Raw genomic sequence first — 20,090 nt, forward strand, 5'->3', positions numbered from 1 at the left:
CAACTGCACGGAGAAGTGCATAATGGCAGAAGGCGACATCCGGGAAGCGTCTGTTACCCAACTTATTCGGGCCGTAGACGAATGTGAAAACTACTCATTTCTCGTTGGTGCTGGTTCGTCAAGACCGGCCCCGGCCGAAATTCCGACAGGCGGCGAACTTATCGAGATGTGGAAAACGGAGTGTTACGACCACGAGAACCCTGATGAGGATTTCGAGACGTGGGTTGGGACCAAAGAGAAAAAGATGGATGGCGACAACGAGTACGGGTTCTGGTTCGAACAGCGCCATCCTACTCGTGGTGAACGACGTGAGCGCATTCAGGAACTCGTAGAAAACGCAACGCCGACCTTCGGACATGTCCTACTTGCGTCGTTGATGGACGAGGGCTATGTTCCGCACGTATTAACACCGAATTTCGACGATTTACTGTTCGACGCATTCTACCTATATCTGGAAGACAAACCGCAGGTAATTGACCACCGGGCAGTCGCTCCCGAATTTAGACTCACACACAGCGAGTCGGCAATCGTGAAACTTCACGGGGACTATCTCTACGACAATCTTCGAAACACCGCTTCCGAAACGGGGTCGAAAGCATTAGACGAAGGGATGAGGGACGCGCTCCAACAGACCGTAGAAGAGTACGGGCTAATCGTTGTGGGCTATAGCGGTGGAGATGAATCGATTATGGACCCGCTCATCGAATCTGATATTTCGGAGTACGGTATCTACTGGTGTACGCGCGACGTAGATTCGTTCTCAGACGAAAAGAAGGCCGAGGAGTTGCTAGAGAAGCCGAATACGTATTTGGTAGAAATCGAAGGATTCGGGAGTCTGATGCGAAAGTTTGGCAATCGAATCGACGGTCTTGAACCACCGCAACCGGACGAAGTTGTCGAAAGGGCTGAAGAACGGGCCGACATGCTAAAAGGAGCCTTGAAAGAAAGCAAGGAGGCGGCAACTGGCGACGAGGAGGAAGAGTACGTCGATAAGACTGAAAAAATGTGGAAGGGTGTGGATTTTGCTGAGGAAGGTAACTTCGAGAAGGCAATTGAACTCTTTACTGAGGCTATCGAAGAAGACCCTGACTACGCTCAGGGATACTGCTACCGTGGGTTTGCCAAGGCTGATTTGGACGAGTACGAGGCAGCGATTGTGGATTACGACAAGGCCATCGAACTGGAACCTGACTATACGATGGCATACCACTACCGAGGACTTGCGAAACAGGAGTTGGGTGAGTACGAGGCGGCGATTGCGGATTACGATACGGCAATCGAACTTGACCCCGACAACGTGAGGGTATACGTCAACCGAGGACTTGCGAAACAGGAGTTGGGTGAGTACGAGACGGCGATTGCGGATTACGATACGGCAATCGAACTTAAATCCGGTAACGCAGCAGCATACTATAACCGAGGAATTGTAAAACAACAGTCGGGCGAATACGAGGCGGCAATTGAGGATTACGACACGGCAATCGAACTTGACCCCGATAACGCGAGAGCATACCACGGTCGAGGAGCTGCGAAGCAGGAGGTGGGCGAATACGAGGCGGCAATTGAAGATTACGACACGGCAATCGAACTTGACCCCGACAACGCGCGGGTATATCAAAACCGCGCAGAGATAAAAATAGAGAATGGGGAGTTTAAGCAAGCACGTCAAGATGCGTCCCAAGCGAAAAAACTGAGCGAGTCTACCATGGACTCTGCAACAAGCACACTCCTCCACCTCATTGCCAGAACCGTCCTCGGCGAAGACACCGCCGAGGAAGAAAACGAGTACCGAAATATTTGCGAGCAGGAATTTACAATGACTGGGAACCTCGAAGAACTCGATTCGTGGCTGGAAGGGGCTAACCTCGACTCCGAGAAAAAAGATAAAATCGCGGAGTTAATCGACTTACTCCGAGAACACAAAGAATAGTTCCGTTACAGTGTCTCTTCTAAATCGGCTGAAAGTCCGGTCTACGCCGCGCCGCCGCCGTACGTCTCTTCGAGGTACGCCACGATGTCGTCGCTCTCGGGCATACCTTCGACGCCGTGGTCCTCGTCCACCAGCACCGGCACGCCGGTCTGACCGCTGACCGCCTCGACTTCGGTACGCTCGGCGTGCGACGACGGTACTTCGTGGCGCTCGTAGTCGAGTCCGAGTTCGTCGAGTTTGTCTCTGACTTTCGCGCAGAACGGACAACCCGGCAGGTCGTACAGTTCGAGGTTCGCCATGCCCGGTCGTAGTGACTTCGCGGGTATGAACGTGGTGGTGTCGGAAGCGCGTGACGGGACCTCCGACGGCATTCAGAACGTTTCTTTGAGACGTGTTTCTACGGGCTTGAGAAATGTACTTCGTTGTCTAGCGATTCGTCCTGATTGCCTACCTCGACGGCGACGCGGGACGGCTAACTTCAGGCTTGAACCAATCAGACCGCGACCGCACCGCATCGCAACCGCGGGCCACACGCCTCCCCAACCGACTCGCTCGTTCCCTGCGGTCACTCGCTCGTCCCTCGCGCGGTCGGGTGCGACACGCTCGCGCGGTCGCACCCGCGCGCGCCGACCTGTGTGAGTGCGGGCGAGCGCGCGCCAGACTCGTCGCAAATCCACCGACTTCCCTCTCTCACTCCACCGGCCGCCGAACCCGGTCTACGACCCCCGAGAGTCCGCGCCGAATCCGCCCGCGCTGGTACACCGCCTCGCCGAGACCCCACGCGAGCAGGAGACCGCCCGCCAGCACCGCGCCGAGGAACTCCCAACTCGTCATCCAAATCGGGCGAATCCACGGCGTGACGTGCGCCCACACTCGGGCGAAGTCGCTGGCCTGCGCCGCGACCGGCGTCCCCTCGAACGCCTCGACTAGCCAGAACGAGACCGTCTTGGTGTCCTCGCCCGAGACCTTGAGTCCGCTCCCGGTGAGGTTGTAGTCGCCCGTCGCGCCCACCTCGCGCATCGTCGGGCCGTCGGGTTCGTCGCCGTAGGTGACGCGCTCCACGTCGTAGGGTGCCCACGGCGCGTGGAACTCCCAGACGACTTCGCCGGTCGGCGTCGTCTCGAAGACGCGATGGTGCATCGTGTCCACGACCAGCGTGTTGCCGTTGGGCAGTCGGTCGGCGTCCCGCGGCCAGTTGAGTCCGCGCGTGCCGACGCTCCACGTCCGGTTCCACCCGCCCGAGTCGTTCCGGGCGTACTCCACGAGGCGGTCGTTCTCGCTGTCGGCGACCAGCATCGTCGGCGTCCCGCCCTCTCCGTCGAGGTACTGCGGATTGTGCTGTTCGTAGAGGGTGTCGTGGTCGTCGTCGCTCCCGAGGCGCATCGAGACGTTCCCGGTCGAGCGGTTCACCACGATTACTTGGTCGAAGTTCCGCGGCGAGACCAGATACTCGCCCTCGCCGATTTTGTCCACGTCGTTGACGTGGGTCCAGTCGGCCTCGCCGCCGCCGCCCGACGCCTCGTAGCCGTGGTTCTCGAAGCGCCACTCCCACACCGTCTCGTCGGTCCCCATGTCGTAGACGAAGATGCGGTCGTTGCGGTCGGGTGCGCGCATGTTGGCGACCAGCAGTTGGTCGCCGTTGACGAGGTCCACGTCGTGGGTGTCGTGGATGGGCAGTCGCTCGGTCCAGACGCGCTCCTGCGTTTCGGGGTCCAACTCGTAGACCAGCGTGGCGTTGGGCGTCGTGGCGGTCACGAGCAGGTTCCGGTTGTCAAGGGGGTCCACGTCGTAGAACCACCGCGCGTCGAACCCGGACCCGTTGTGGACCCACTGGACCTCGCCGCGGGGACCCACCGCGACGAGGCGCGCGGGCTTGTTGGCGTTGGCCATCCCCTGAAAGTGAAAGCCCTGAATCGAGATAATCGTCGTACCGTTCGCGGGTTCGTCCACCGACGCCCGGAGGTTCGTGGGGTCCTCGGTCGTGGCGAAGTACGTCGCGCCCGAGATGCCCGCGGGCGCGACCAGCGCGAGGACCAGCAACGCTGTCGCTCCCCGGACCGTCCACCGGCGGGGAATCGGGCGGGAGGGAAGTCTCATGTCACCGGCCACGAATCCGAGCGGATTAAAACTGGCTGGTCGGACCGGGGAATCGGCTGGTCAGACCGGCAGTCGGTCCGCGAACGATTCGACGCCCTCCGCGCCGACGCCGTACCCCGTCACCCGCCGCCCGTTTCGCGTGAACGTGGTGTACTCCGGCGACATGACGCCGATGACCTTCGACACCGGAATCGAGACGTAATCGTACTCGTCGGTCGCCACTTGGTCGAACCCGACCACCCAGTCCCAGTCCTCGATGACGAAGGCCGCATCGACTTTCGTCGCTTCCTCGTCGGCGTAGTAGATGTTCGCTATCGGTTCGTCTTCCGGTCCCGTCGCGTCGGATTCGTTCATTGTCGAAAGATAAAATCGTCAGCTAACGATATAAATGTTTCCGAGGCGAGAGAACGACTCGCAGGGAGAACGACGGAAAGCGGGTGTCCGAGCGAGACTCAGACGTTGCCTTGGAGCAGGCCGCTCGTCCGGACGAAGAAGTAGAGGACGAACATGGCCGCGAGTACCCAGTGGCCGGGTCGGGTGTCCTCGACTTCGCCCACCGCGAGTTTCACGATGGGGTAGGAGACGATACCGGCCGCGATGCCGTACGCGATGGAGAACGTGAACGGCATGACGAGGATGGTCATCCCGGCGGGCACCGCGTAGGTCAGGTCGTCCCACGCGATTTCCACGACGTTCCGGAGCATCACGACGCCGATGACGACCAACACGAGGTGCGAGGCGTAGGTCGGCACGGCGACGGCCAGCGGAACCACCGCGAGCGAGGCCAGAAACAGGAGTCCGACCACGAGCGCGGTCATTCCGGTCCGACCGCCCTCTTCGACGCCGGTGGCCGATTCGATGTACGTCGTGACCGTCGAGGTGCCGAGCGCACCGCCGACGGTGGTACCGATGGCGTCGGCCATCAGCGGCTTGTCGATGTCGGGCAGGTTGCCGTCCTCGTCCAAGAATCCGGCGACCTGCGAGACGCCGGTCAGCGTCCCGGCGGTGTCGAAGAAGTCCACGAAGAAGAACGTGAAGACGACGAGCGCGAACGAGAAACCCTCGACGTTCTGGAGACCGGTCACGAACGCCCCGGCCAGCGGTGCGATGTTGTAACTCGCGGCGTCGTAGGTGATGGGCGCAGTTGAGGTGAGCGACATCGGACCCTTGAGCGTGATGCCCGGCGGGGCCTTGTCCGCGGGGAACGCCGAGTAGCCCATCGCGCTCGCGGCGTAGCCCATCACCGTCGTCAGGACGATGCCCACGATGATGGACCCGGTGACGCCGCGGGCGTAGAGCGCGAGCGTCAGGAAGAGACCGACGACCGAGATGACGGCGACGGGGTCGGACGCGAACACCGGATTGAACGTGAGGAACGTCGCAGTGTCTCCCGCGACGACTCGCATCTCCTCCAATCCGATGATGGCGAGGAAGAGACCGATACCGGCACCGACGGCGAGTTTGACCGGTTCGGGAAACAGACGGATGATGTACTCGCGCGCACCGACTGCGGTGAGCGCGATGAAGACGATACCCTCGACGAACACCGCGGCGAGCGCGGTCTGCCAACTGACCCCGAGCGCGCCGACGACGGTGAACGCGAAGAAAGCGTTGAGTCCGAGACCGGGTGCCTGCGCGAACGGCCGCTTGGCGTACAGCGCCATGACTAGCGTGGCGACTGCCGCCGAGATGAGCGTCACGACGGCGAGCATCTGGAACGTCCGGCCCGGCCCGACGCCCGCCGGTTGGACGGCGTTCGAGAGGATAGCCGGGTTGACCACGACGATGTAACTCATCGTCAGGAACGTCGTGATGCCCGCGACTATCTCGGTCCGGAGGTCGGTTCCGTGTTCTTCGAAGCCGAAGTACTCCGCGAGCGCGCCGGTCTCGCCCGAGTCGGAGCGGGAGTCGCTTGTTTCTTCAATCCCCATGTTGCACGACTGGGCATAGTCTCGAAAACGTACTTAAGTATTCTCATCGAAACCCACCACTGATGCACAAGTATGCATTAATTCCTCGGTGAAATGGGTAGAAAGCCGAAAACTTTGCATAGACGTGCGCAACTCTCCGCGACCGGCATCACTCCTCGAACGTCGTCAGCGCGCCGACCGGGGCGTCGGTCCGGCCCTTCGCTCGGTCCAGACCCTCGTCTCCGGCGGCGATGAGCGCGAACACGCCGCCGACGACGCCCTCCGCGCGGTCCACGATGTCGAGCAGTAGCTCTTGAGTCTCGCCCGACCGGATGAGGTCGTCCACGACCAGTACGGTCTCTCCGGCGTCGATGGCCGAGGCGGGTAGGTAGTAGGTGAGTTCGATGCCCGACTGGAGGCGCTGGCGCGACTCGATGAACTCCTCGACTGCGGTCTCCTTGGACTTCTTGGCGTAGGCGACCCGAGCGTCGAAGTACCCCGCCATCGCCGCACCGAGGGTGATGCCGTCGGTGGCCGCAGTCAGCACCACGTCGGGTCGGTCGAAGTCGAAGGCTTCGGCCGCGACGGGTGCCACGAGGTCGAGGAACGACTGGTCGAAGACGACGCCGGAGTTGTCCACGTACCCCTCGTCGTCCACCCGAATCCGGGCCTCCAGTTCGTCGGCGAGTTCGTCGCGGCCGACGCCGCCCACGATGTCTCTCGCTCGTTCGACGCTCGGCAGGACGTGCCCGTTGACGTAGCGGTTCAGGTCGCCCGCCGGGAGTCCAGTCACCTCGGCGAGTTCGTCGTACGTCCGGGTCTCCTTCAGCATCCGAAGGACGGCGACCGACTGGAGTTGCAGGGTCGCCTTCTCTGCACGGTTCATATCCCTTCCCGAGGTATTCCACGAACTTGAATACCTCGATAGCCGGACGGACGGATTTCGGCAGAAGTGCGCAATCGTGGTTGTGCTTCGTTGTGCAATCGTGGACACTCGCGGTCGGACGCGGTGCGACCCGACCGAGAGTGGACTGCCCGCGACATCGTGGTCCGACCGCGGGCGGTCCCGACTACTCGGCGTCGAGGAGTTCGGTCGCGGTCAGAAGCGATTCGAGTTCCACGTCGTACTCCGCGAGGTTCTCGGCCGCACCCTCCTCGCGGTCCACCACGACGAGGACGCGGTTTACGGTCGCGCCAGCGTCACGCAGAGCCTCTACAGCGTCGGCGGCGCTCTGGCCGGTCGTGGCGATGTCTTCGAGGACGACGACTTCCTCGCCGTCGTCCAGTCGGCCCTCCACGAGGTTGGCCGTACCGTAGTCTTTCTTCTGCTTGCGCGCGATGACGTAGGGGTTGCCGGTTTCGACGCTGGTGACGGCCACGAGGGGGACGCCGCCGAGTGCCACGCCCGCGAGTTTCGTGTCACCGACTCGTTGTGCGAACGCTTCCGCGATTAGTTCGAGACAGTGGGGGTCGGTCTCGAAGAGGTACTTGTCCACGTAGTAGTCGCTGGTACCGCCGTGAGAGAGTTCGAATTCGCCGTACTGGACCGCCTCCGCGTCCCGAAGCGCCGCGATGAGTTCGTCGTTCGTCATTGTGGAGAATCGGGTGGCGGGTATGAAAAGCAGTTTCGTTTGACGCGGACCGGGGTCGTCAGTCGCCGCCGGTGTCGCGGCCGAACGCGCCGGTCAGTCGTCGGCCGCCATGTCCAACCACGAGTCGGCCCACGATTCGAGTTCCTCGAAGACGGGGCAGAGTTCCCTGCTCTTGTCGGTCAGACTGTAGTAGGTGGCGATGGGTTTGTCCTCGACGCGCCGGTTGACGAGTTCGGCCTCCTCCAAGTCGTCGAGGACGCGCGAGAGCGTCCGGGAACTCGCGCCCGTCGAACGTTCGAGTTCGTTGAATCGCTTCTCGTCGTCGCCGTGTAGGTCGTGGAGGACGACGAGTCGCCACTGGGACCCGATTTGCTCGATGGCCTCGACTACCGGACAGACGCCGGAGTTCCGTTCCTCGATAGTGTCAGGTTCAGAATGGATGGACGACATCGGTGATAGCTACCGACCCGGTTGTCGCCAAACGTACAAATAGGTTCCGATACGAAGTAGGTTACGTAATGAAATCTACTGTCGAAACTCCAGTACAGTCCCGCGCGACGACTACCCTCACCGCGGGGGCGTCGGCCTGATGGCGGTCGAAACGGTCAGTTCGGTCGCGTTCCTCGTCGGTCGGGTGCTGTTCGGCGGCGTCCTCGCGTTCACGGGCGTCAATCACTTTCTACAGGCCGACCAGATGGCTGGCTACGCCGAGGCGAAGGGCGCGCCAGCGCCCACGCTGTCGGTGTACGGTTCGGGTGTCTTGCTCGTCCTCGGCGGCGCGTCTATCGTCCTCGGTGCGTTTCCGTTAGTCGGCGCGGCGGCCCTCGTCGGGTTCCTCGTCGTTGCCACGCCGATGTTTCACGACTTCTGGTCGGTCGAGGACCCCCAACAGCGCCAGCAGGAGATGACGGACTTCCTGAAGAACGTCGCGCTAATCGGCGGCGCGCTGGTTCTACTGGCGGTCAGCGGCGGGTCGTGGCCGTTCGCCGTGGGTCTCTGAGCGGTGCGCATCTCACGCTTTGGACAGACATAGATTGCTTTGAAGAGTAGAAATATTCACTAAAGACGCATCGAGATTGCTCAAGCAATTCGGTGGTGGTGTCGTACAGTAGCGGTAGCGGAAGCGGTGCTGTCGCGGAGACGGTGCGGTCGCCGTCGCACACTCCGATTTTACCGTCGGCATCGTCGGCGCGCCGACGACGCCGACGGCTTTTTGGTCGAGCTTTTATCGAGCGCAGTCGCCGCTGGCGACTGCGCTCGCAATAAAAAGGTCGTCTACCACGGCTCGTCTTTCAGTCCCAACGCGTACGCGATGGCGTTCGTCACGAGGTGCAACAACGGCGTCACCACGACGACGACCACCAGCACCTGCACGGTGAACACGTCGCCGAACCACGCGGGGTCGGCCAGAAACGCGAGTAGGAGCGCGAACACCACGAAGTCGAGTTGGTCCACGCCGGGGAACGCCGCCCCGCGCTGGCGGCCGGTCCGTCGCTTCAGGAACGACGCCGCGATGTCGCCGAGCATCGCGCCCGCCGGGAGCGCGAGGGCGACCCCGGCCGGGAACGTCGGCAGGCCGACCCCGAGCAGGTCCGAAGCCGTCGGTTCGACCGCATTCAGGACCAGCGCCAGCGCCGCGCCCGCGAGGGTTCCGACCGCGGTGCCCCGCCACGTCTTGCCGTCGCCGAGCAGTCGCCGACCGTTCCACGTCCGCCCGGCGTCGATGGGTCGGCCTCCCCCGGCCAACACCGCGGCGTTGTTCGGGACGTACGCGGGCAACATCGCCCACAGCGCGACTGCGACTGTCTCGAAGACACCCATATTTCAACACGCGGACGCCGGGGTCTTAACGCGGGTGGTTCTCCGGAGCGGCGTCTTTTCCGTCGTCGTCTCGGTCGTCGCGGTTGTTGTTGCGACCGTCGTCGTCGTGGTTGTCGCCCCTGGTGTAGTCGTCGGAGTCGGAGAGACCGAAATTTCGAAATCCCCGCCGGTCACCTGTCTCACGAGCGCGTCCGCGGTGGGTGGAAATTCCGGTCAGCTGTCACGCTACGCCCTCTCGCTGGCGTCCGAAGGGGCTAAGTTAAAGACGCATCGCTCAAAAGCCACGGCTAATGATACCACCCATCGCCAGCAAATTCGTCGCCGGGGAGTCATCTGCCGAGGCAATCGACCACACCCGGCAGTTGAACGACCGGAACGTGAAGGCCATCCTGAACCTGCTCGGCGAACACTACCACGAACGCGCACCCGCCGACGAGGACGCCGAGGCGTACCTCCGCATGGTCGAGGACATCGAGAGCGCGGACGCCGACGCCTGCATCTCGGTCAAGCCCTCGCAGGTGGGTCTCGACGTGGGAACCGAGGTGTTCCACGAGAACGTCGAACGCATCGCCGACTACGCCGCCGACCGCGACGTGTTCGTCTGGATAGACATGGAGGACCACGACACCACCGACGCGACCCTCGACATCTACGAGAAACTCGCCCGGAAACACGAGGGCGGCGTCGGCGTCTGCGTGCAGGCGAACCTCAAGCGCACCGACGACGACCTCGAACGCCTCGCGGACCTCCCCGGCAAGGTCCGACTCGTGAAGGGCGCGTACGACCCGCCCGCCGAAGTCGCGCTGAAGGAGAAATCGGCGGTCAACGCCGCCTACGAGCGCCAACTCGAATACATGTTCCAGCACTTCGAGGAGGGTATCGCGGTCGGGAGCCACGACCCCGAGATGATTGCCTACGCGAAGGACCTCCACGAGGAGTACGGCACCGACTTCGAGATTCAGATGCTGATGGGCGTCCGCGAGGACGCCCAGTACGACCTCGCCGACGAGTACGAGGTGTGGCAGTACGTCCCCTACGGAGACAAGTGGCTCTCGTACTTCTACCGGCGCGCGATGGAGCGAAAGGAGAACCTGCTGTTCGCGGCCCGCGCGGTTCTCGGTCGGTGAGACCACCGGACGCGACGATTTCGGACGAGCGCCGCCGCGGATGCGGCGGCGCTCGTCGGATAACACCTAGTTTATGGACCTGCGGTCGGATACTCCCGACAAATGTCCTCGTGGAAACGGGATGCGGCCAGCGGCCTCATCGTCCTCCTCCCGATACTCGTCACGCTCTACATCGTCCACTGGCTGTTCAAGCAGATAGCTAGGATTCCGATTCCCGGCGTGGCGGACCCGGTGTACCGAGTCGCCCTGACCATCGTCGTGTTCACCATGCTCGTCCTCAGCGTCGGCTACATGATGCGGACCGCGGTCGGGTCGCTCGTGGAGGGCGCAATCGACGGCATGATGAACCGCCTCCCCGGTCTCCGGGTCGTCTACAACGCCTCGAAGATGGCGGCCGAAACCGCCCTCTCGGACTCGACCGACCTCCAAGCCCCCGTCAAAGTTCAGGTGTGGTCCGGGATGCGGATGACCGCGTTCAAGACGGGCAAGACCACCGACGACGGCCGCGAACTCCTCTTCCTGCCGACCGCGCCGAACATCACCACCGGGTTCGTCGTCGAGGTCGAACCCACCGACTTCGAGGAGACCGACGAGAGCGTCGAGGACGCCCTGACGCGCATCCTCAGCGCCGGATTCGGCGAGACCAGCGAGGCCGGGATTCCAATCGACGTGCAGGACGAGAAGGAGAAACAGTCGCCGCCGCCGCAGTAGCCGGAACCGAAATCGGGTCCCGCTGACCGGCGGCCGACTCCTCGACGCGCTACTCGACTGCTCTTCGACGCATTCGGACTACTCTCCGACGCATTCGGACTACTCTCCGACGCATTCGGACTACTCTCCGACGCATTCGGACTACTCTCCGACGTATTCGAACCACTCTTCGTACTCGTCGGTCCGGCGGTTCACCACGTCGAAGAACCGCGACTGAATCTCCTCGGTGACGGGACCGCGACCGCCGTTTCCGATTTCCACGTTGTCCACCTTCCGGATGGGCGTGACCTCGGCGGCCGACCCGGTGAAGAACAACTCGTCGGCGGTGTTGAGTTCGCCCCGCGAGATGCTCACGTTGTCGTGGACCTCGTAGCCCATCTCCTCGGCGAGGGTGATGACCGAGTTGCGGGTGATTCCGTCGAGGATGCTCTCGGAGAGACCGGGCGTGAAGATTTCGCCGTCCTTGACCATGAAGAGGTTCTCGCCGGGACCTTCCGCGACGTTGCCCTCCTTGTTCAGGACGATGGCCTCGGCGTAGCCGTTCCGACGCGCCTCCTCGCCCGCGAGCATGCTGTTGACGTACAGGCCGGTGGTCTTGGCGTTGGTCGGAATCTGGCTGGAGGCGTGCTTGCGCCACGACGACACCATCACTTCGACGCCGTTTTCGAGCGCCTCGTCGCCGAGGTACGCGCCCCACGGCCACGCCGCGATAGCCGTCTTCGTCGGGCAGTCGCCGGGACTCACGCCGAGACTCTCGTAGCCGTAGAACGCGATGGGTCGGACGTAACACGACGCCAAGTCCTGTTCGCGGATGAGTCGCTTGGTCGCCTCGGTGAGTTCCTCGGGTTCGTGGTCGATTTCGAGGTCGTAGGGCTTGCACGAGTCGTACAGTCGGTCCAGATGCTCTTCCCAGCGGAAGATGGCCGGTCCGTTCTCGGTGTCGTAACAGCGCACGCCCTCGAAGACGCCGCTTCCGTAGTGCAGGCCGTGTGTGAGAACGTGGATTTGGGCTTCGTCCCAATCGACGAACTCGCCGTCCATCCAAATCGTGTCCACGTCCATCTCGTCGAAGCTCATACGTCCGAACAATTGGAGGCCTCCTTTAAGAGTCTTCGCGGTTCGTCACGGACGATTACCCGGGTCGAGAACGGGCAAACGCTCTGTCGGTTAACTGAACACGACCGGCGCGTCTTCCTCGATGCCGAACCGGGCGTGTTCGCCGCGCTCGACCGGCGCGTCCCGGCCCTGCACGACGACTGTCACTTCTTCGACGCCCTCGCCGTCGGGTTCGACCACGTAGTTCGTCTGGTCGCCTTGGAAGTAGCGTTCGACCACCTCGCCCTCGAAGTGGCCGTCCGCGCCGTCGGCGAGGTAGAACTCCTCGGGTCGGACCGAAACCGTGACCGTGCCGTCGTCCACCTCGTCGTCGGTGGTGAACGAGATGCTTCCGGTCTCGCCGACTTCCACGACTGCGTGGCCGTTCTCCCGGTGCGCCCGGCCGTCGAACAGGTTGGTGTCGCCGATGAAATCGGCGACGAAGGGAGTCGCGGGATTTCGATAAATCTCCTCGGGCGTTCCGACCTGCTCGATTTGCCCCTCGTTCATCACCGCCATCCGGTCGCTGAGGGTCATGGCGACCTCTTGGTCGTGAGTGACGTAGAAGAACGCGCCTTGGGTCTTCTCGTGGATTTTCCGCAACTCGACCTGCATCTGCTTTCGCAACTTCCGGTCGAGACTCGATAGCGGTTCGTCCAGTAGCACCACGCTGGGTTCGTTCACGAGTGCGCGAGCGAGCGCGACCCGCTGTTGCTGGCCGCCCGACAGTTCGGTCGGGTTCCGGTCCTCGTACCCGCCGAGGTCCACGAGTTCGAGGTACTCCGACGCCTTCTGCTTCCGCTCGGCCTTGCCGACTCCTGACTTCTTGAGACCGTAGCCGACGTTCTCGCCGACCGACATGTGCGGGAACAGCGAGAGGTGCTGGAAGACGAGGTTGGTGTCCCGTTCCTCCGGCGGGACGCCCGCCACGTCGTACCCGGCTAGCCTGACCGTCCCCGAAGTCGGAGTCTCGAACCCGCTTATCATCCGGAGCGTGGTGGTCTTGCCACACCCCGACGGCCCGACCAGCGAGAAGAACTCCCCGCTCCGTACCGTCAGGTCGATGCCGTCCACGGCCGTCACGTCGCCGAACTCCTTGCGAACGTCTCGGAGTTCGATTAGCTCCTTGGTACCTTCCATCATGGGTTATTTTCCCAAGTTCACATTATAAAGGTACTGGTGTAATTTGTGATTTGCCCGAAACTTTTCTGATTTTACACGATAAATTACTAATAGTCAACTCTCTTTTTGGAGAAGATTTAATACGCGCCGGTTGGGGGTAAGTAACGTGGCTATGTCAGGCAATGGCAAATCCGGGTCGAACGAAGAGAGCGGGCGACCGAACAGACGGACGTTTCTGAAAGCGACCGGTGCCGCTGGACTCGCGGCCTCTGCGGGTTGTCTCGGTGGCGGCGGTGGCGGCGGAACGCCGACCATCAACGTCTACACGTGGGAGGAGTACGCCGACTTCAAGGACGAAATCGAGAGCCGACTCGACGTGGAACTCAAGATTACGAAGGGCACGTCGTCGGCCAAGATGTTCTCGGCGTTCAACTCCGGGCAGGACGAGCAGTACGACATCGTGGTTCCCAACAACAACTACATCCCGAAACTGGTTCAGGCCGACCTCGTTGCGCCGATGCCCGAGGACGTGGTGTCGAACTTCGGCGACATATACGGGAAGTTCGACGAGTTCGCCAACTCCCAGTTCTCCAAAGACGGCGACATCTACGGCGTGCCGATTCGGTTCGGGTGGTACGGCGTCTCCTACGACACCCGCGAGATTTCGGACCCCGAGACCAGTTACTCCGAACTCTGGAACGAGAAGAACAAGGGCGGCGTCGTGATGTACGACAACCACTTCAAGTCGATGAGCGCGGCGGCCCTCCTGCTCGGGTACACCGACGCTTTCGAGGGGAGCAAGGTGTCGCTCTCGGAGGACCAAATCGAGAAGGTCAAGCAGAAACTCATTGAACAGAAGTCTCTGCTTCAGGGGTACATCGCCGCGGACCCGACCTACATCAAGTCGCTCCGACAGGGCAACCACACCATCGGCCTGTCGGGTCGCAACGAAATCGTGGAGATGTGGGACAACGGCGACGACTGGGTGGACTACTACGTCCCCGACGAGGGGTCGCTGGCGTGGTTCGAGGGCGCGGCGGTCTCGAAGAAGTCCGACAACAAGGAACTGGCGTGGAAGGTCATCAACGAGTACATCTCGCCGGAAATCGGCGCGGACCTCGCCAAGGTGGGCTACTCGCCGAGTTGCAACCCCAACACGCAGGAACACCTCAGCGACGCCGAGAACGAACTCTACGGCTCTGTCGACCCCGAGCGACTCGACGGGTTCATCCCGTTCAAGGCAGTCGAGAACGAGGACGCGTGGGTCTCGGCGTGGGAAGAGGTCAAGACGGCGTAACTACTCGTTTCCCTCTCACCAATGTCAAGCGAAACCGGTCTCACGATTCGCCAACGACTGTTGCGCACGTTTAGCGTACAGTCCCGAAAGCTCGGTCTCACTCTCTCCCCGAGCATCGTCTGGCTTCTCCTGCTCTTGCTCGCGCCGCTGACGTTCATGGTGACGATGAGTTTCATGAACGTCAACGACGCCTACCAAATCATCTGGGAACCGACGCTGGACAACTACGGCCAGTTGTTCGCGGGTGACGGCCCGTTCTGGGAAACGTCGTTCTTCCAGTCGCTGTTGCTGTCCTACGAGATTGCGCTCGTGACGACGATACTCAGCCTCGTGCTGGCGTTCCCGCTCGCGTACCTGCTGGCGCGACGCGGCGGCACGACGTTCAAAGTCGTCATCTTCCTCGTGTTGTTGCCGTTCTTCACGATGTACCTCGTGCGGGCCTACTCGTGGTTCCTGATGTTCGGGCCGAGCGGAGCCATCAACAGCACGCTCATAAAACTCGGACTGGTGAGCGAACCCGTCGCGGCGTTCAACTTCGGGAAGACCGCCATCATCGTCGGGTTGACCCACGCCTACTTCCCGTACATGTTGCTGTCGCTGTACGCCAGCCTCGACGGACTCGACTTCTCGCTGGTCGAGGCGGCCCGCGACCTCGGCGCGAGTCGGGCCGAGACGCTGAAAGACGTTATCCTGCCGCTGGTGATGCCGGGCATCATCAGCGGGAGTCTGTTCGTGTTCGTGCCGAGTCTTGGCGCGTTCATCACGCCGCGGTTCCTCGGTCAGGGCCGCGTCCTGATGATTGGACAACTCATCGAGGAGCGAATCAACTCGCTGTACGCCATCGACTACGGGAGCGCGGCGTCGATGTTCATCGTCGTCTCCATCGCGCTGGCGTTCGCGGTGGCGTTCAGGTACGTCAGCATCGAAGACCTCGGAGGTGTCTGAGATGGCGACCGAAACCGACGGAGCGGTCGATACCGGGACGCTCGGCGCTATCTTCGGCGACGAGCAGAAGGAGAAGATTCTGAAGTACAGTCTGTACGCCATCGCGGGCGCACTGCTGGTGTTCCTCTGGATACCGCTGGTCGTGATGGTCGTCCTCTCGTTCGCGGTCAACGCCAGCACGTTCTTCCCGTTCCGCGGGTTCACGCTGGCCCACTACACCGCGACGTTCGCGGACGAGGCGTTGATGTCCGCACTCTGGAACAGCGTCCAGATTGCGACGATTTCGGCGACCATCGCCACGATACTCGGCGTCCTCGCTAGCTTCGCGCTGGCGCGCTACGACTTCCCCTACAAGGAAGTGTACCGCACCTTCGGTATCCTGCCGATGGTGATTCCGGGCGTCGTGTTGGGCATCGCCCTACTCATCTACTTCCGGACGCTCCTCGGCGTGACGCCCGGATTCGTGACGGTGGTGCTGACCCACAGCGTGTACGGATTCCCGTTCGTGTTGCTCATCGTGACCTCGCGGTTGTACACCTTCGACGAGTCGCTGGAGGAGGCGGCCCGCGACTTGGGGGCCGACCCACTTACCGTGTTCCGGGACGTAACGCTTCCCGTCGTGTTGCCAGCGGTGGGTGCCGGATTCCTGTTCGCGTGGATTCGGTCGTTCGAGGACTTCATCCGGGCCTTTTTCGTCCGCGGGACGATGGACGTGCTGACCACCTCGATGTTCTCGATGATTAAGTACGGCACCGCCCCGAAGATGAACGCCATCTCGTCGTTCATCGTCTTCGTCATCGCCGTCGTCCTCGCGGTGGCGATGAACGTCGGCAACGTCACCGAGTACGTGGCCGGGACGGAGGGAGATTCGTGACAGGAGACCGGACGAACCGACTAGTCTCGCGCGCCCGCGAAGTCGTTCCCGGCGGCGCGCAGACGGGACTCAGAGAACAGGCGTACTACCCGGAAGACATCGCGTTCGAGGCCGCCGAGGGCGCGACCCTCACGACCGTCGAGGGCGAGGAGTTGACCGACTACCACATGGCGTTCGGGCCGATAATCCTCGGGCACGGCCGCGAGGAGGTGGACGCCGCGGCCAAGCGCGCAATCGACGCGGGCGTCCTCTACGGGGCCGCGACGACCGAACTCGAAGTCGAGGTGGCCGAGCGACTGGTGGACCTCCTGCCGAGCGTCGAGATGGTCAACTTCTGCAACAGCGGTAGCGAGGCCACCTACCACGCGATTCGACTCGCCAGAGCCTACACCGGCAACGAGAAGGTGCTGAAGTTCGAGGGGTGTTACCACGGCTGGCACGACTACGTAGATATGAGCGTCTACCCGCCGGAGGAAGAACTCGCGGGCCGGGACGACGGGCCGGAAATCGACCCGTACCCCGAGTCCGACGGGATGCTCTCGGCGGCGTTGGACAACACCGTCGTCGTGCCGTTCAACGACCCCGAGGCGTTCCGCGAGGCGATGGCGACCCACGGCGACGAACTCGCGGGCGTCATCCTCGAACCCGTGCCTCACTCGGTCGGGTGTCTCGAACCCACCGAGGCGTTCCTCGACGCGCTCGAATCGGAGACCGACGACCGGGACGTGCCCCTCGTGTTCGACGAGGTGATTACGGCGTTCCGCCACTCGGCCGACGGCATGCAGGCGGAGTTGGGCGTCTCCCCCGACTTGACCTGCGTGGCGAAGGCGATGGGCAACGGCTATCCGGTCGCGGCGGTCGGCGGCCGGGAAGACCTGCTCTCGCAGGCGGGCGGCGACAACAAGTCGGGCGTCGTCATCAGCGGTACCTACTCGGGCAGTCCGGTGGGTCTCGCGGCCGCGAAAGAGACGCTCGACCTCGTGGCGTCCGAAGACGTTCCCGCCTACGTCACCGACCTCGGCGACCGATACCGGGCGGGTCTCGCCGACCTGTTGGACGACCACGGCGTCGAGGGCCGGGTCGTCGGCTACCGGAGCATCTTCGGTCTCCAGTTCGGCGCGAGCGAGCGACCGCTGACCTACGAGGACGTGGCCGAACTCGACGAAGAGCGGTTCCGCGAGTTCGCCGCGGGGATGCGCGAGCGCGGTCACTTCTTCACGCCGAACCCCTACAAGCGCCACCACCTCTCGCTGGCCCACACCGACGACCACCTCGCGGCGTATCTGGACGACGCCGACGCGGTGTTGGCGGACCTCTCGCGGCGCTAGCCGAACAACTCCGTCAGGTCCTCGTCGTCGTAGTTGACCAGCAGTCGCGGTTCGTCCTTGAAACTCCGCAGGACGACGTTCGTCACCGAGTTCTCCACGCCGTCGATGCTGATGATGTTGTCCACGAGTTGCTGGAGGTGGTCGTGGTCTTTCACCTTCGAGATGACGTAGAACGACATCTCGCCCAGCATGAAGTAGACGTTCTGGACGCCCGAGAGGTCGGTCAACTCGTCGGCTATCTCCTCGTACTCCGGCCCGTAGGAACTCTCGATTTCGGTGATAGCGGTGAGTTCGAGTCCCAGTTTCCGCGCGTCGAGGTCGGCCACCGTGCCGTTCAGTATCCCCATCTCTCGGTAGTTTTCGAGTCGGTAGTACACCGTCGAGGGACTCACGTCGAGTTCCTCGCTGGTCGCCTCGACATCGATGTCGCCCTCCCGGTCGAGTCGGCGGAGCAGTTCGAAGTCGGTCTCGTCGAGGTTCACGTCCACCATCTGTCTGCCGTTTATCTGCGGGGACCGTGCGACTGTAAACATTATCACCCGTCAGGAAAACGACGACGGCGCATCGCACGGAAACGAACCCGCCGACGGTGACGAACTGCGAGGGCCACCGCGAGCGTCGGCGGAAATGGCGCGAGGTTCGGGCCGCGATTGCGGCGCTTCGAGCGCCGCAATCGCAGACGCCGCGAGGAAACCGATACCGTTCTCTAACGATTGAAGATATGGCTGAAAGAAACGAAATAGGGTCTCAAAGAACGATGGAGATTGCTTGCTAGCCGAGTCGGTCGATGATTTCCGAGCCTTCGAGGTACGGCAGGCCGTGGCGGTCGGCGTAGGCCTTCGCGTCGTCGGGCGAGAGCGCCCCGCCGGTCTCGCCGTCGAGCATCTCGCAGACGACGACGGCCGGTTCCCGGTCGGCGGCGGCGGCCAGCGCGATGCCGAGTTCGGTGTGGCCCTCGCGGTCGGCCAACAGGTCCGGAGCGGCCCGCAGGAGGTGGACGTGGCCCGGCGCGCGGAACTCGTCGGCGAAGTCGGTCCCGCTCGGATTCTCCGCGGCGGCCGCGAGTTCGGTGATGGTCGTCGCGCGGTCCTCGTCGGTGATGCCGGTGTAGGTGTCGCGGTGGTTCACCGGGAGCGAGAACGACGACCGCTCGTCGTAGCCCAACTCGTGGTCCGCGCTCGCGGGGTGGTCCAGCGCCTCGCCGAGGAACGGCAGGTCGAACGCCTCGGCCACCTCGTCGGCGAGTGCGATGCAGACTAGCCCTCCGGCGTCGTTGCGCAGGCGCGACACGTCCTCGGGCGTGACCGCGCCCGCGGGGTAAATCAGGTCGGTCTCGCCCTCACGGTCGGCGGCGTCGTGGACGAGGACGGGCGACCCCTCGCCGAACGCCTCGACTGCGGCCTCGACGCCTGCGGCGGCCTGACTCATGCTCGCTCCTCGACGTGGACGGTAACGTGGTCGCCGTCTTCGAGTCCGAGCGTCTCCCGGAGTTTCTCGGGAGCGATGACCTCCAACTGGTCTTCGTCGTGGTGGGTTCGCTCGGGCGCGATGGTGTGGGCCTGTTCGTACACCTCGCCGCTCTGGGTCTCGACCACGGCGGGGTAGCACACCGCCGGGCCGTAGGTTCGGTCGTCGTCCTCCCACCCGTCGATGGGTACGGGGTCCAGCGCCTCCATCGCCGACCGAGCGCGGATGCTCTCGTCGGTCAACTCGACGTTCAGCGTCCCGAGGAACGGTTCGTAGCCCAGTCGGTCCTCGAACTGTTCCATGTAACCCGGAAGCGAGATGTAGTGGCGGCCCTCGCCCATGCCGCTGGTGACGGTGCCCGTCAGGTCAACTCCGGCGGGCGTCTCGAAGATGCGCCGGTAGTCCTCGTACTCGCGCTTGAGCGCCCACTCGCCGTCTTCGGTGATGGTAATCCACTGCCCGTCGCTGACCATCTCGCGCTCCACGAGACCCGCGTCGTCCAGTCCTTGGAGTCGCCGGGAGGCGGTCTGGTTCGAGGCGTCGAGTCGCTCGGCGAGACCGGAACACGAGACCTTTATCTCGCCGTCTAACCCGCCGTCGAGGGCGAGCAGTTTGAGCGCCGCGAGTTCGTCGTACCCGACTGCGCGCGGCCGTGTCGCTGACATACTCGAAACTCTAGCCGGAACTCGTTTAAGCATACCGGATTCGGTACTCGTAACAGAATTGTTTGCCTCTGGTCGGTGCGCGCGGCCTCGGCTATCCGGCGTCGGATTC

General features: G+C 62.9%; 21 protein-coding genes. 8 read left to right on the forward strand and 13 right to left on the reverse strand.

Annotation, left to right across the window (positions count from 1 at the left end; translation table 11 throughout):
- Nucleotides 1-22: 22 nt before the first annotated feature.
- Nucleotides 23-1,930, forward strand: a complete 1,908-nt coding sequence (locus P2T60_RS15835) for a tetratricopeptide repeat protein (protein WP_276280203.1) — start codon at nt 23-25, stop codon at nt 1,928-1,930.
- Nucleotides 1,931-1,971: 41 nt separating this feature from the next.
- Here P2T60_RS15835 and P2T60_RS15840 read toward each other — a convergent pair whose 3' ends face one another.
- The 7 genes from P2T60_RS15840 to P2T60_RS15870 all read right to left on the reverse strand — a co-directional run bounded on the left by P2T60_RS15840 (nt 1,972) and on the right by P2T60_RS15870 (nt 7,979).
- The gene (locus tag P2T60_RS15840) at nt 1,972-2,229 is read right to left on the reverse strand and encodes a glutathione S-transferase N-terminal domain-containing protein (RefSeq protein WP_276280204.1); all 258 of its coding nucleotides are present in this window, start codon (nt 2,227-2,229) and stop codon (nt 1,972-1,974) included.
- Nucleotides 2,230-2,620: 391 nt separating this feature from the next.
- Nucleotides 2,621-4,027 (reverse strand): aryl-sulfate sulfotransferase, encoded by a 1,407-nt coding sequence (locus P2T60_RS15845; protein ID WP_276280205.1) that lies wholly within the window; start codon nt 4,025-4,027, stop codon nt 2,621-2,623.
- Between the two features lie 60 nt (nt 4,028-4,087).
- Complete coding sequence (locus tag P2T60_RS15850; protein ID WP_276280206.1) at nt 4,088-4,381, reverse strand: hypothetical protein; 294 nt, start codon at nt 4,379-4,381, stop codon at nt 4,088-4,090.
- 98 nt (nt 4,382-4,479) lie between these two features.
- Nucleotides 4,480-5,958 carry an NCS2 family permease gene (locus tag P2T60_RS15855; RefSeq protein ID WP_276280207.1) on the reverse strand — a complete coding sequence of 493 codons (1,479 nt, stop codon included), beginning with the start codon at nt 5,956-5,958 and terminating at the stop codon, nt 4,480-4,482.
- Nucleotides 5,959-6,106: 148 nt separating this feature from the next.
- On the reverse strand, nt 6,107-6,823 hold the full coding sequence (locus P2T60_RS15860) for a phosphoribosyltransferase family protein (protein WP_276280208.1): 717 nt from the start codon (nt 6,821-6,823) through the stop codon (nt 6,107-6,109).
- A gap of 184 nt (nt 6,824-7,007) precedes the next feature.
- The gene (pyrE, locus tag P2T60_RS15865) at nt 7,008-7,529 is read right to left on the reverse strand and encodes an orotate phosphoribosyltransferase (RefSeq protein WP_276280209.1); all 522 of its coding nucleotides are present in this window, start codon (nt 7,527-7,529) and stop codon (nt 7,008-7,010) included.
- A gap of 93 nt (nt 7,530-7,622) precedes the next feature.
- Entirely contained in the window at nt 7,623-7,979 is a 357-nt protein-coding gene (locus P2T60_RS15870; protein ID WP_276280210.1) for a winged helix-turn-helix transcriptional regulator, read from the reverse strand.
- 139 nt (nt 7,980-8,118) lie between these two features.
- Here P2T60_RS15870 and P2T60_RS15875 point away from each other — a divergent pair, with 139 nt between their 5' ends.
- Nucleotides 8,119-8,529, forward strand: a complete 411-nt coding sequence (locus P2T60_RS15875; RefSeq protein WP_276280211.1) for a DoxX family protein — start codon at nt 8,119-8,121, stop codon at nt 8,527-8,529.
- 275 nt (nt 8,530-8,804) lie between these two features.
- Here the strand turns inward: P2T60_RS15875 and P2T60_RS15880 are convergent, their stop codons facing one another.
- The gene (locus tag P2T60_RS15880) at nt 8,805-9,350 is read right to left on the reverse strand and encodes a CDP-2,3-bis-(O-geranylgeranyl)-sn-glycerol synthase (RefSeq protein WP_276280212.1); all 546 of its coding nucleotides are present in this window, start codon (nt 9,348-9,350) and stop codon (nt 8,805-8,807) included.
- A gap of 290 nt (nt 9,351-9,640) precedes the next feature.
- On the opposite strand from P2T60_RS15880, the gene P2T60_RS15885 reads away from it, so the two are divergent.
- Both P2T60_RS15885 and P2T60_RS15890 read left to right on the forward strand, forming a co-directional pair.
- Nucleotides 9,641-10,477, forward strand: a complete 837-nt coding sequence (locus P2T60_RS15885) for a proline dehydrogenase family protein (protein WP_276280213.1) — start codon at nt 9,641-9,643, stop codon at nt 10,475-10,477.
- Nucleotides 10,478-10,579: 102 nt separating this feature from the next.
- On the forward strand, nt 10,580-11,188 hold the full coding sequence (locus P2T60_RS15890; RefSeq protein WP_276280214.1) for a DUF502 domain-containing protein: 609 nt from the start codon (nt 10,580-10,582) through the stop codon (nt 11,186-11,188).
- Nucleotides 11,189-11,329: 141 nt separating this feature from the next.
- Here P2T60_RS15890 and P2T60_RS15895 read toward each other — a convergent pair whose 3' ends face one another.
- Together P2T60_RS15895 and P2T60_RS15900 are read right to left on the reverse strand one after the other, a co-directional pair.
- Nucleotides 11,330-12,265 carry a branched-chain amino acid transaminase gene (locus tag P2T60_RS15895; protein ID WP_276280215.1) on the reverse strand — a complete coding sequence of 312 codons (936 nt, stop codon included), beginning with the start codon at nt 12,263-12,265 and terminating at the stop codon, nt 11,330-11,332.
- A 90-nt stretch (nt 12,266-12,355) separates the two neighbouring features.
- A complete protein-coding gene (locus P2T60_RS15900) occupies nt 12,356-13,426 on the reverse strand; it encodes an ABC transporter ATP-binding protein (RefSeq protein ID WP_276280216.1) in 1,071 nt (356 codons plus the stop codon).
- A 151-nt stretch (nt 13,427-13,577) separates the two neighbouring features.
- Here P2T60_RS15900 and P2T60_RS15905 point away from each other — a divergent pair, with 151 nt between their 5' ends.
- From P2T60_RS15905 to P2T60_RS15920, 4 genes are read left to right on the forward strand one after another with little or no spacing between them, the layout of a single operon-like run.
- Nucleotides 13,578-14,702, forward strand: a complete 1,125-nt coding sequence (locus P2T60_RS15905; RefSeq protein WP_276280217.1) for an ABC transporter substrate-binding protein — start codon at nt 13,578-13,580, stop codon at nt 14,700-14,702.
- Between the two features lie 21 nt (nt 14,703-14,723).
- The gene (locus tag P2T60_RS15910) at nt 14,724-15,647 is read left to right on the forward strand and encodes an ABC transporter permease (RefSeq protein WP_276280218.1); all 924 of its coding nucleotides are present in this window, start codon (nt 14,724-14,726) and stop codon (nt 15,645-15,647) included.
- A gap of 1 nt (nt 15,648) precedes the next feature.
- Nucleotides 15,649-16,521 carry an ABC transporter permease gene (locus P2T60_RS15915; protein WP_276280219.1) on the forward strand — a complete coding sequence of 291 codons (873 nt, stop codon included), beginning with the start codon at nt 15,649-15,651 and terminating at the stop codon, nt 16,519-16,521.
- Nucleotides 16,518-17,849 carry an aspartate aminotransferase family protein gene (locus tag P2T60_RS15920; protein WP_276280220.1) on the forward strand — a complete coding sequence of 444 codons (1,332 nt, stop codon included), beginning with the start codon at nt 16,518-16,520 and terminating at the stop codon, nt 17,847-17,849. The genes P2T60_RS15915 and P2T60_RS15920 overlap by 4 nt, the downstream gene beginning before the upstream one ends.
- Here the strand turns inward: P2T60_RS15920 and P2T60_RS15925 are convergent.
- The 3 genes from P2T60_RS15925 to P2T60_RS15935 all read right to left on the reverse strand — a co-directional run bounded on the left by P2T60_RS15925 (nt 17,846) and on the right by P2T60_RS15935 (nt 19,981).
- Nucleotides 17,846-18,340, reverse strand: a complete 495-nt coding sequence (locus P2T60_RS15925) for an Lrp/AsnC family transcriptional regulator (protein ID WP_420028716.1) — start codon at nt 18,338-18,340, stop codon at nt 17,846-17,848. The genes P2T60_RS15920 and P2T60_RS15925 overlap by 4 nt on opposite strands.
- Nucleotides 18,341-18,620: 280 nt before the next feature.
- Nucleotides 18,621-19,277: a 3,4-dihydroxy-2-butanone-4-phosphate synthase gene (ribB, locus tag P2T60_RS15930; protein WP_276280222.1), complete on the reverse strand. Its 657-nt coding sequence runs from the start codon at nt 19,275-19,277 to the stop codon at nt 18,621-18,623.
- Nucleotides 19,274-19,981, reverse strand: coding sequence for a CTP-dependent riboflavin kinase (locus P2T60_RS15935; RefSeq protein WP_276280223.1), 708 nt, complete (start codon nt 19,979-19,981; stop codon nt 19,274-19,276). The genes ribB and P2T60_RS15935 overlap by 4 nt, the downstream gene beginning before the upstream one ends.
- Nucleotides 19,982-20,090 lie beyond the last annotated feature (109 nt).

Source organism: Halorussus caseinilyticus, assembly GCF_029338395.1.
GTDB classification, from domain to species: Archaea; Halobacteriota; Halobacteria; order Halobacteriales; family Haladaptataceae; genus Halorussus; species Halorussus caseinilyticus.

Excerpts from the sequence above, each read along its gene's own strand:
- P2T60_RS15835 (WP_276280203.1), top strand. The coding sequence starts at position 23 with ATGGCAGAAGGCGACATCCGGGAAGCGTCTGTTACCCAACTTATTCGG.
- P2T60_RS15840 (WP_276280204.1), bottom strand. The coding sequence starts at position 2,229 with ATGGCGAACCTCGAACTGTACGACCTGCCGGGTTGTCCGTTCTGCGCG.
- P2T60_RS15845 (WP_276280205.1), bottom strand. The coding sequence starts at position 4,027 with ATGAGACTTCCCTCCCGCCCGATTCCCCGCCGGTGGACGGTCCGGGGA.
- P2T60_RS15850 (WP_276280206.1), bottom strand. The coding sequence starts at position 4,381 with ATGAACGAATCCGACGCGACGGGACCGGAAGACGAACCGATAGCGAAC.
- P2T60_RS15855 (WP_276280207.1), bottom strand. The coding sequence starts at position 5,958 with ATGGGGATTGAAGAAACAAGCGACTCCCGCTCCGACTCGGGCGAGACC.
- P2T60_RS15860 (WP_276280208.1), bottom strand. The coding sequence starts at position 6,823 with ATGAACCGTGCAGAGAAGGCGACCCTGCAACTCCAGTCGGTCGCCGTC.
- pyrE (WP_276280209.1), bottom strand. The coding sequence starts at position 7,529 with ATGACGAACGACGAACTCATCGCGGCGCTTCGGGACGCGGAGGCGGTC.
- P2T60_RS15870 (WP_276280210.1), bottom strand. The coding sequence starts at position 7,979 with ATGTCGTCCATCCATTCTGAACCTGACACTATCGAGGAACGGAACTCC.
- P2T60_RS15875 (WP_276280211.1), top strand. The coding sequence starts at position 8,119 with ATGGCGGTCGAAACGGTCAGTTCGGTCGCGTTCCTCGTCGGTCGGGTG.
- P2T60_RS15880 (WP_276280212.1), bottom strand. The coding sequence starts at position 9,350 with ATGGGTGTCTTCGAGACAGTCGCAGTCGCGCTGTGGGCGATGTTGCCC.
- P2T60_RS15885 (WP_276280213.1), top strand. The coding sequence starts at position 9,641 with ATGATACCACCCATCGCCAGCAAATTCGTCGCCGGGGAGTCATCTGCC.
- P2T60_RS15890 (WP_276280214.1), top strand. The coding sequence starts at position 10,580 with ATGTCCTCGTGGAAACGGGATGCGGCCAGCGGCCTCATCGTCCTCCTC.
- P2T60_RS15895 (WP_276280215.1), bottom strand. The coding sequence starts at position 12,265 with ATGAGCTTCGACGAGATGGACGTGGACACGATTTGGATGGACGGCGAG.
- P2T60_RS15900 (WP_276280216.1), bottom strand. The coding sequence starts at position 13,426 with ATGATGGAAGGTACCAAGGAGCTAATCGAACTCCGAGACGTTCGCAAG.
- P2T60_RS15905 (WP_276280217.1), top strand. The coding sequence starts at position 13,578 with ATGTCAGGCAATGGCAAATCCGGGTCGAACGAAGAGAGCGGGCGACCG.
- P2T60_RS15910 (WP_276280218.1), top strand. The coding sequence starts at position 14,724 with ATGTCAAGCGAAACCGGTCTCACGATTCGCCAACGACTGTTGCGCACG.
- P2T60_RS15915 (WP_276280219.1), top strand. The coding sequence starts at position 15,649 with ATGGCGACCGAAACCGACGGAGCGGTCGATACCGGGACGCTCGGCGCT.
- P2T60_RS15925 (WP_420028716.1), bottom strand. The coding sequence starts at position 18,340 with ATGGTGGACGTGAACCTCGACGAGACCGACTTCGAACTGCTCCGCCGA.
- ribB (WP_276280222.1), bottom strand. The coding sequence starts at position 19,277 with ATGAGTCAGGCCGCCGCAGGCGTCGAGGCCGCAGTCGAGGCGTTCGGC.
- P2T60_RS15935 (WP_276280223.1), bottom strand. The coding sequence starts at position 19,981 with ATGTCAGCGACACGGCCGCGCGCAGTCGGGTACGACGAACTCGCGGCG.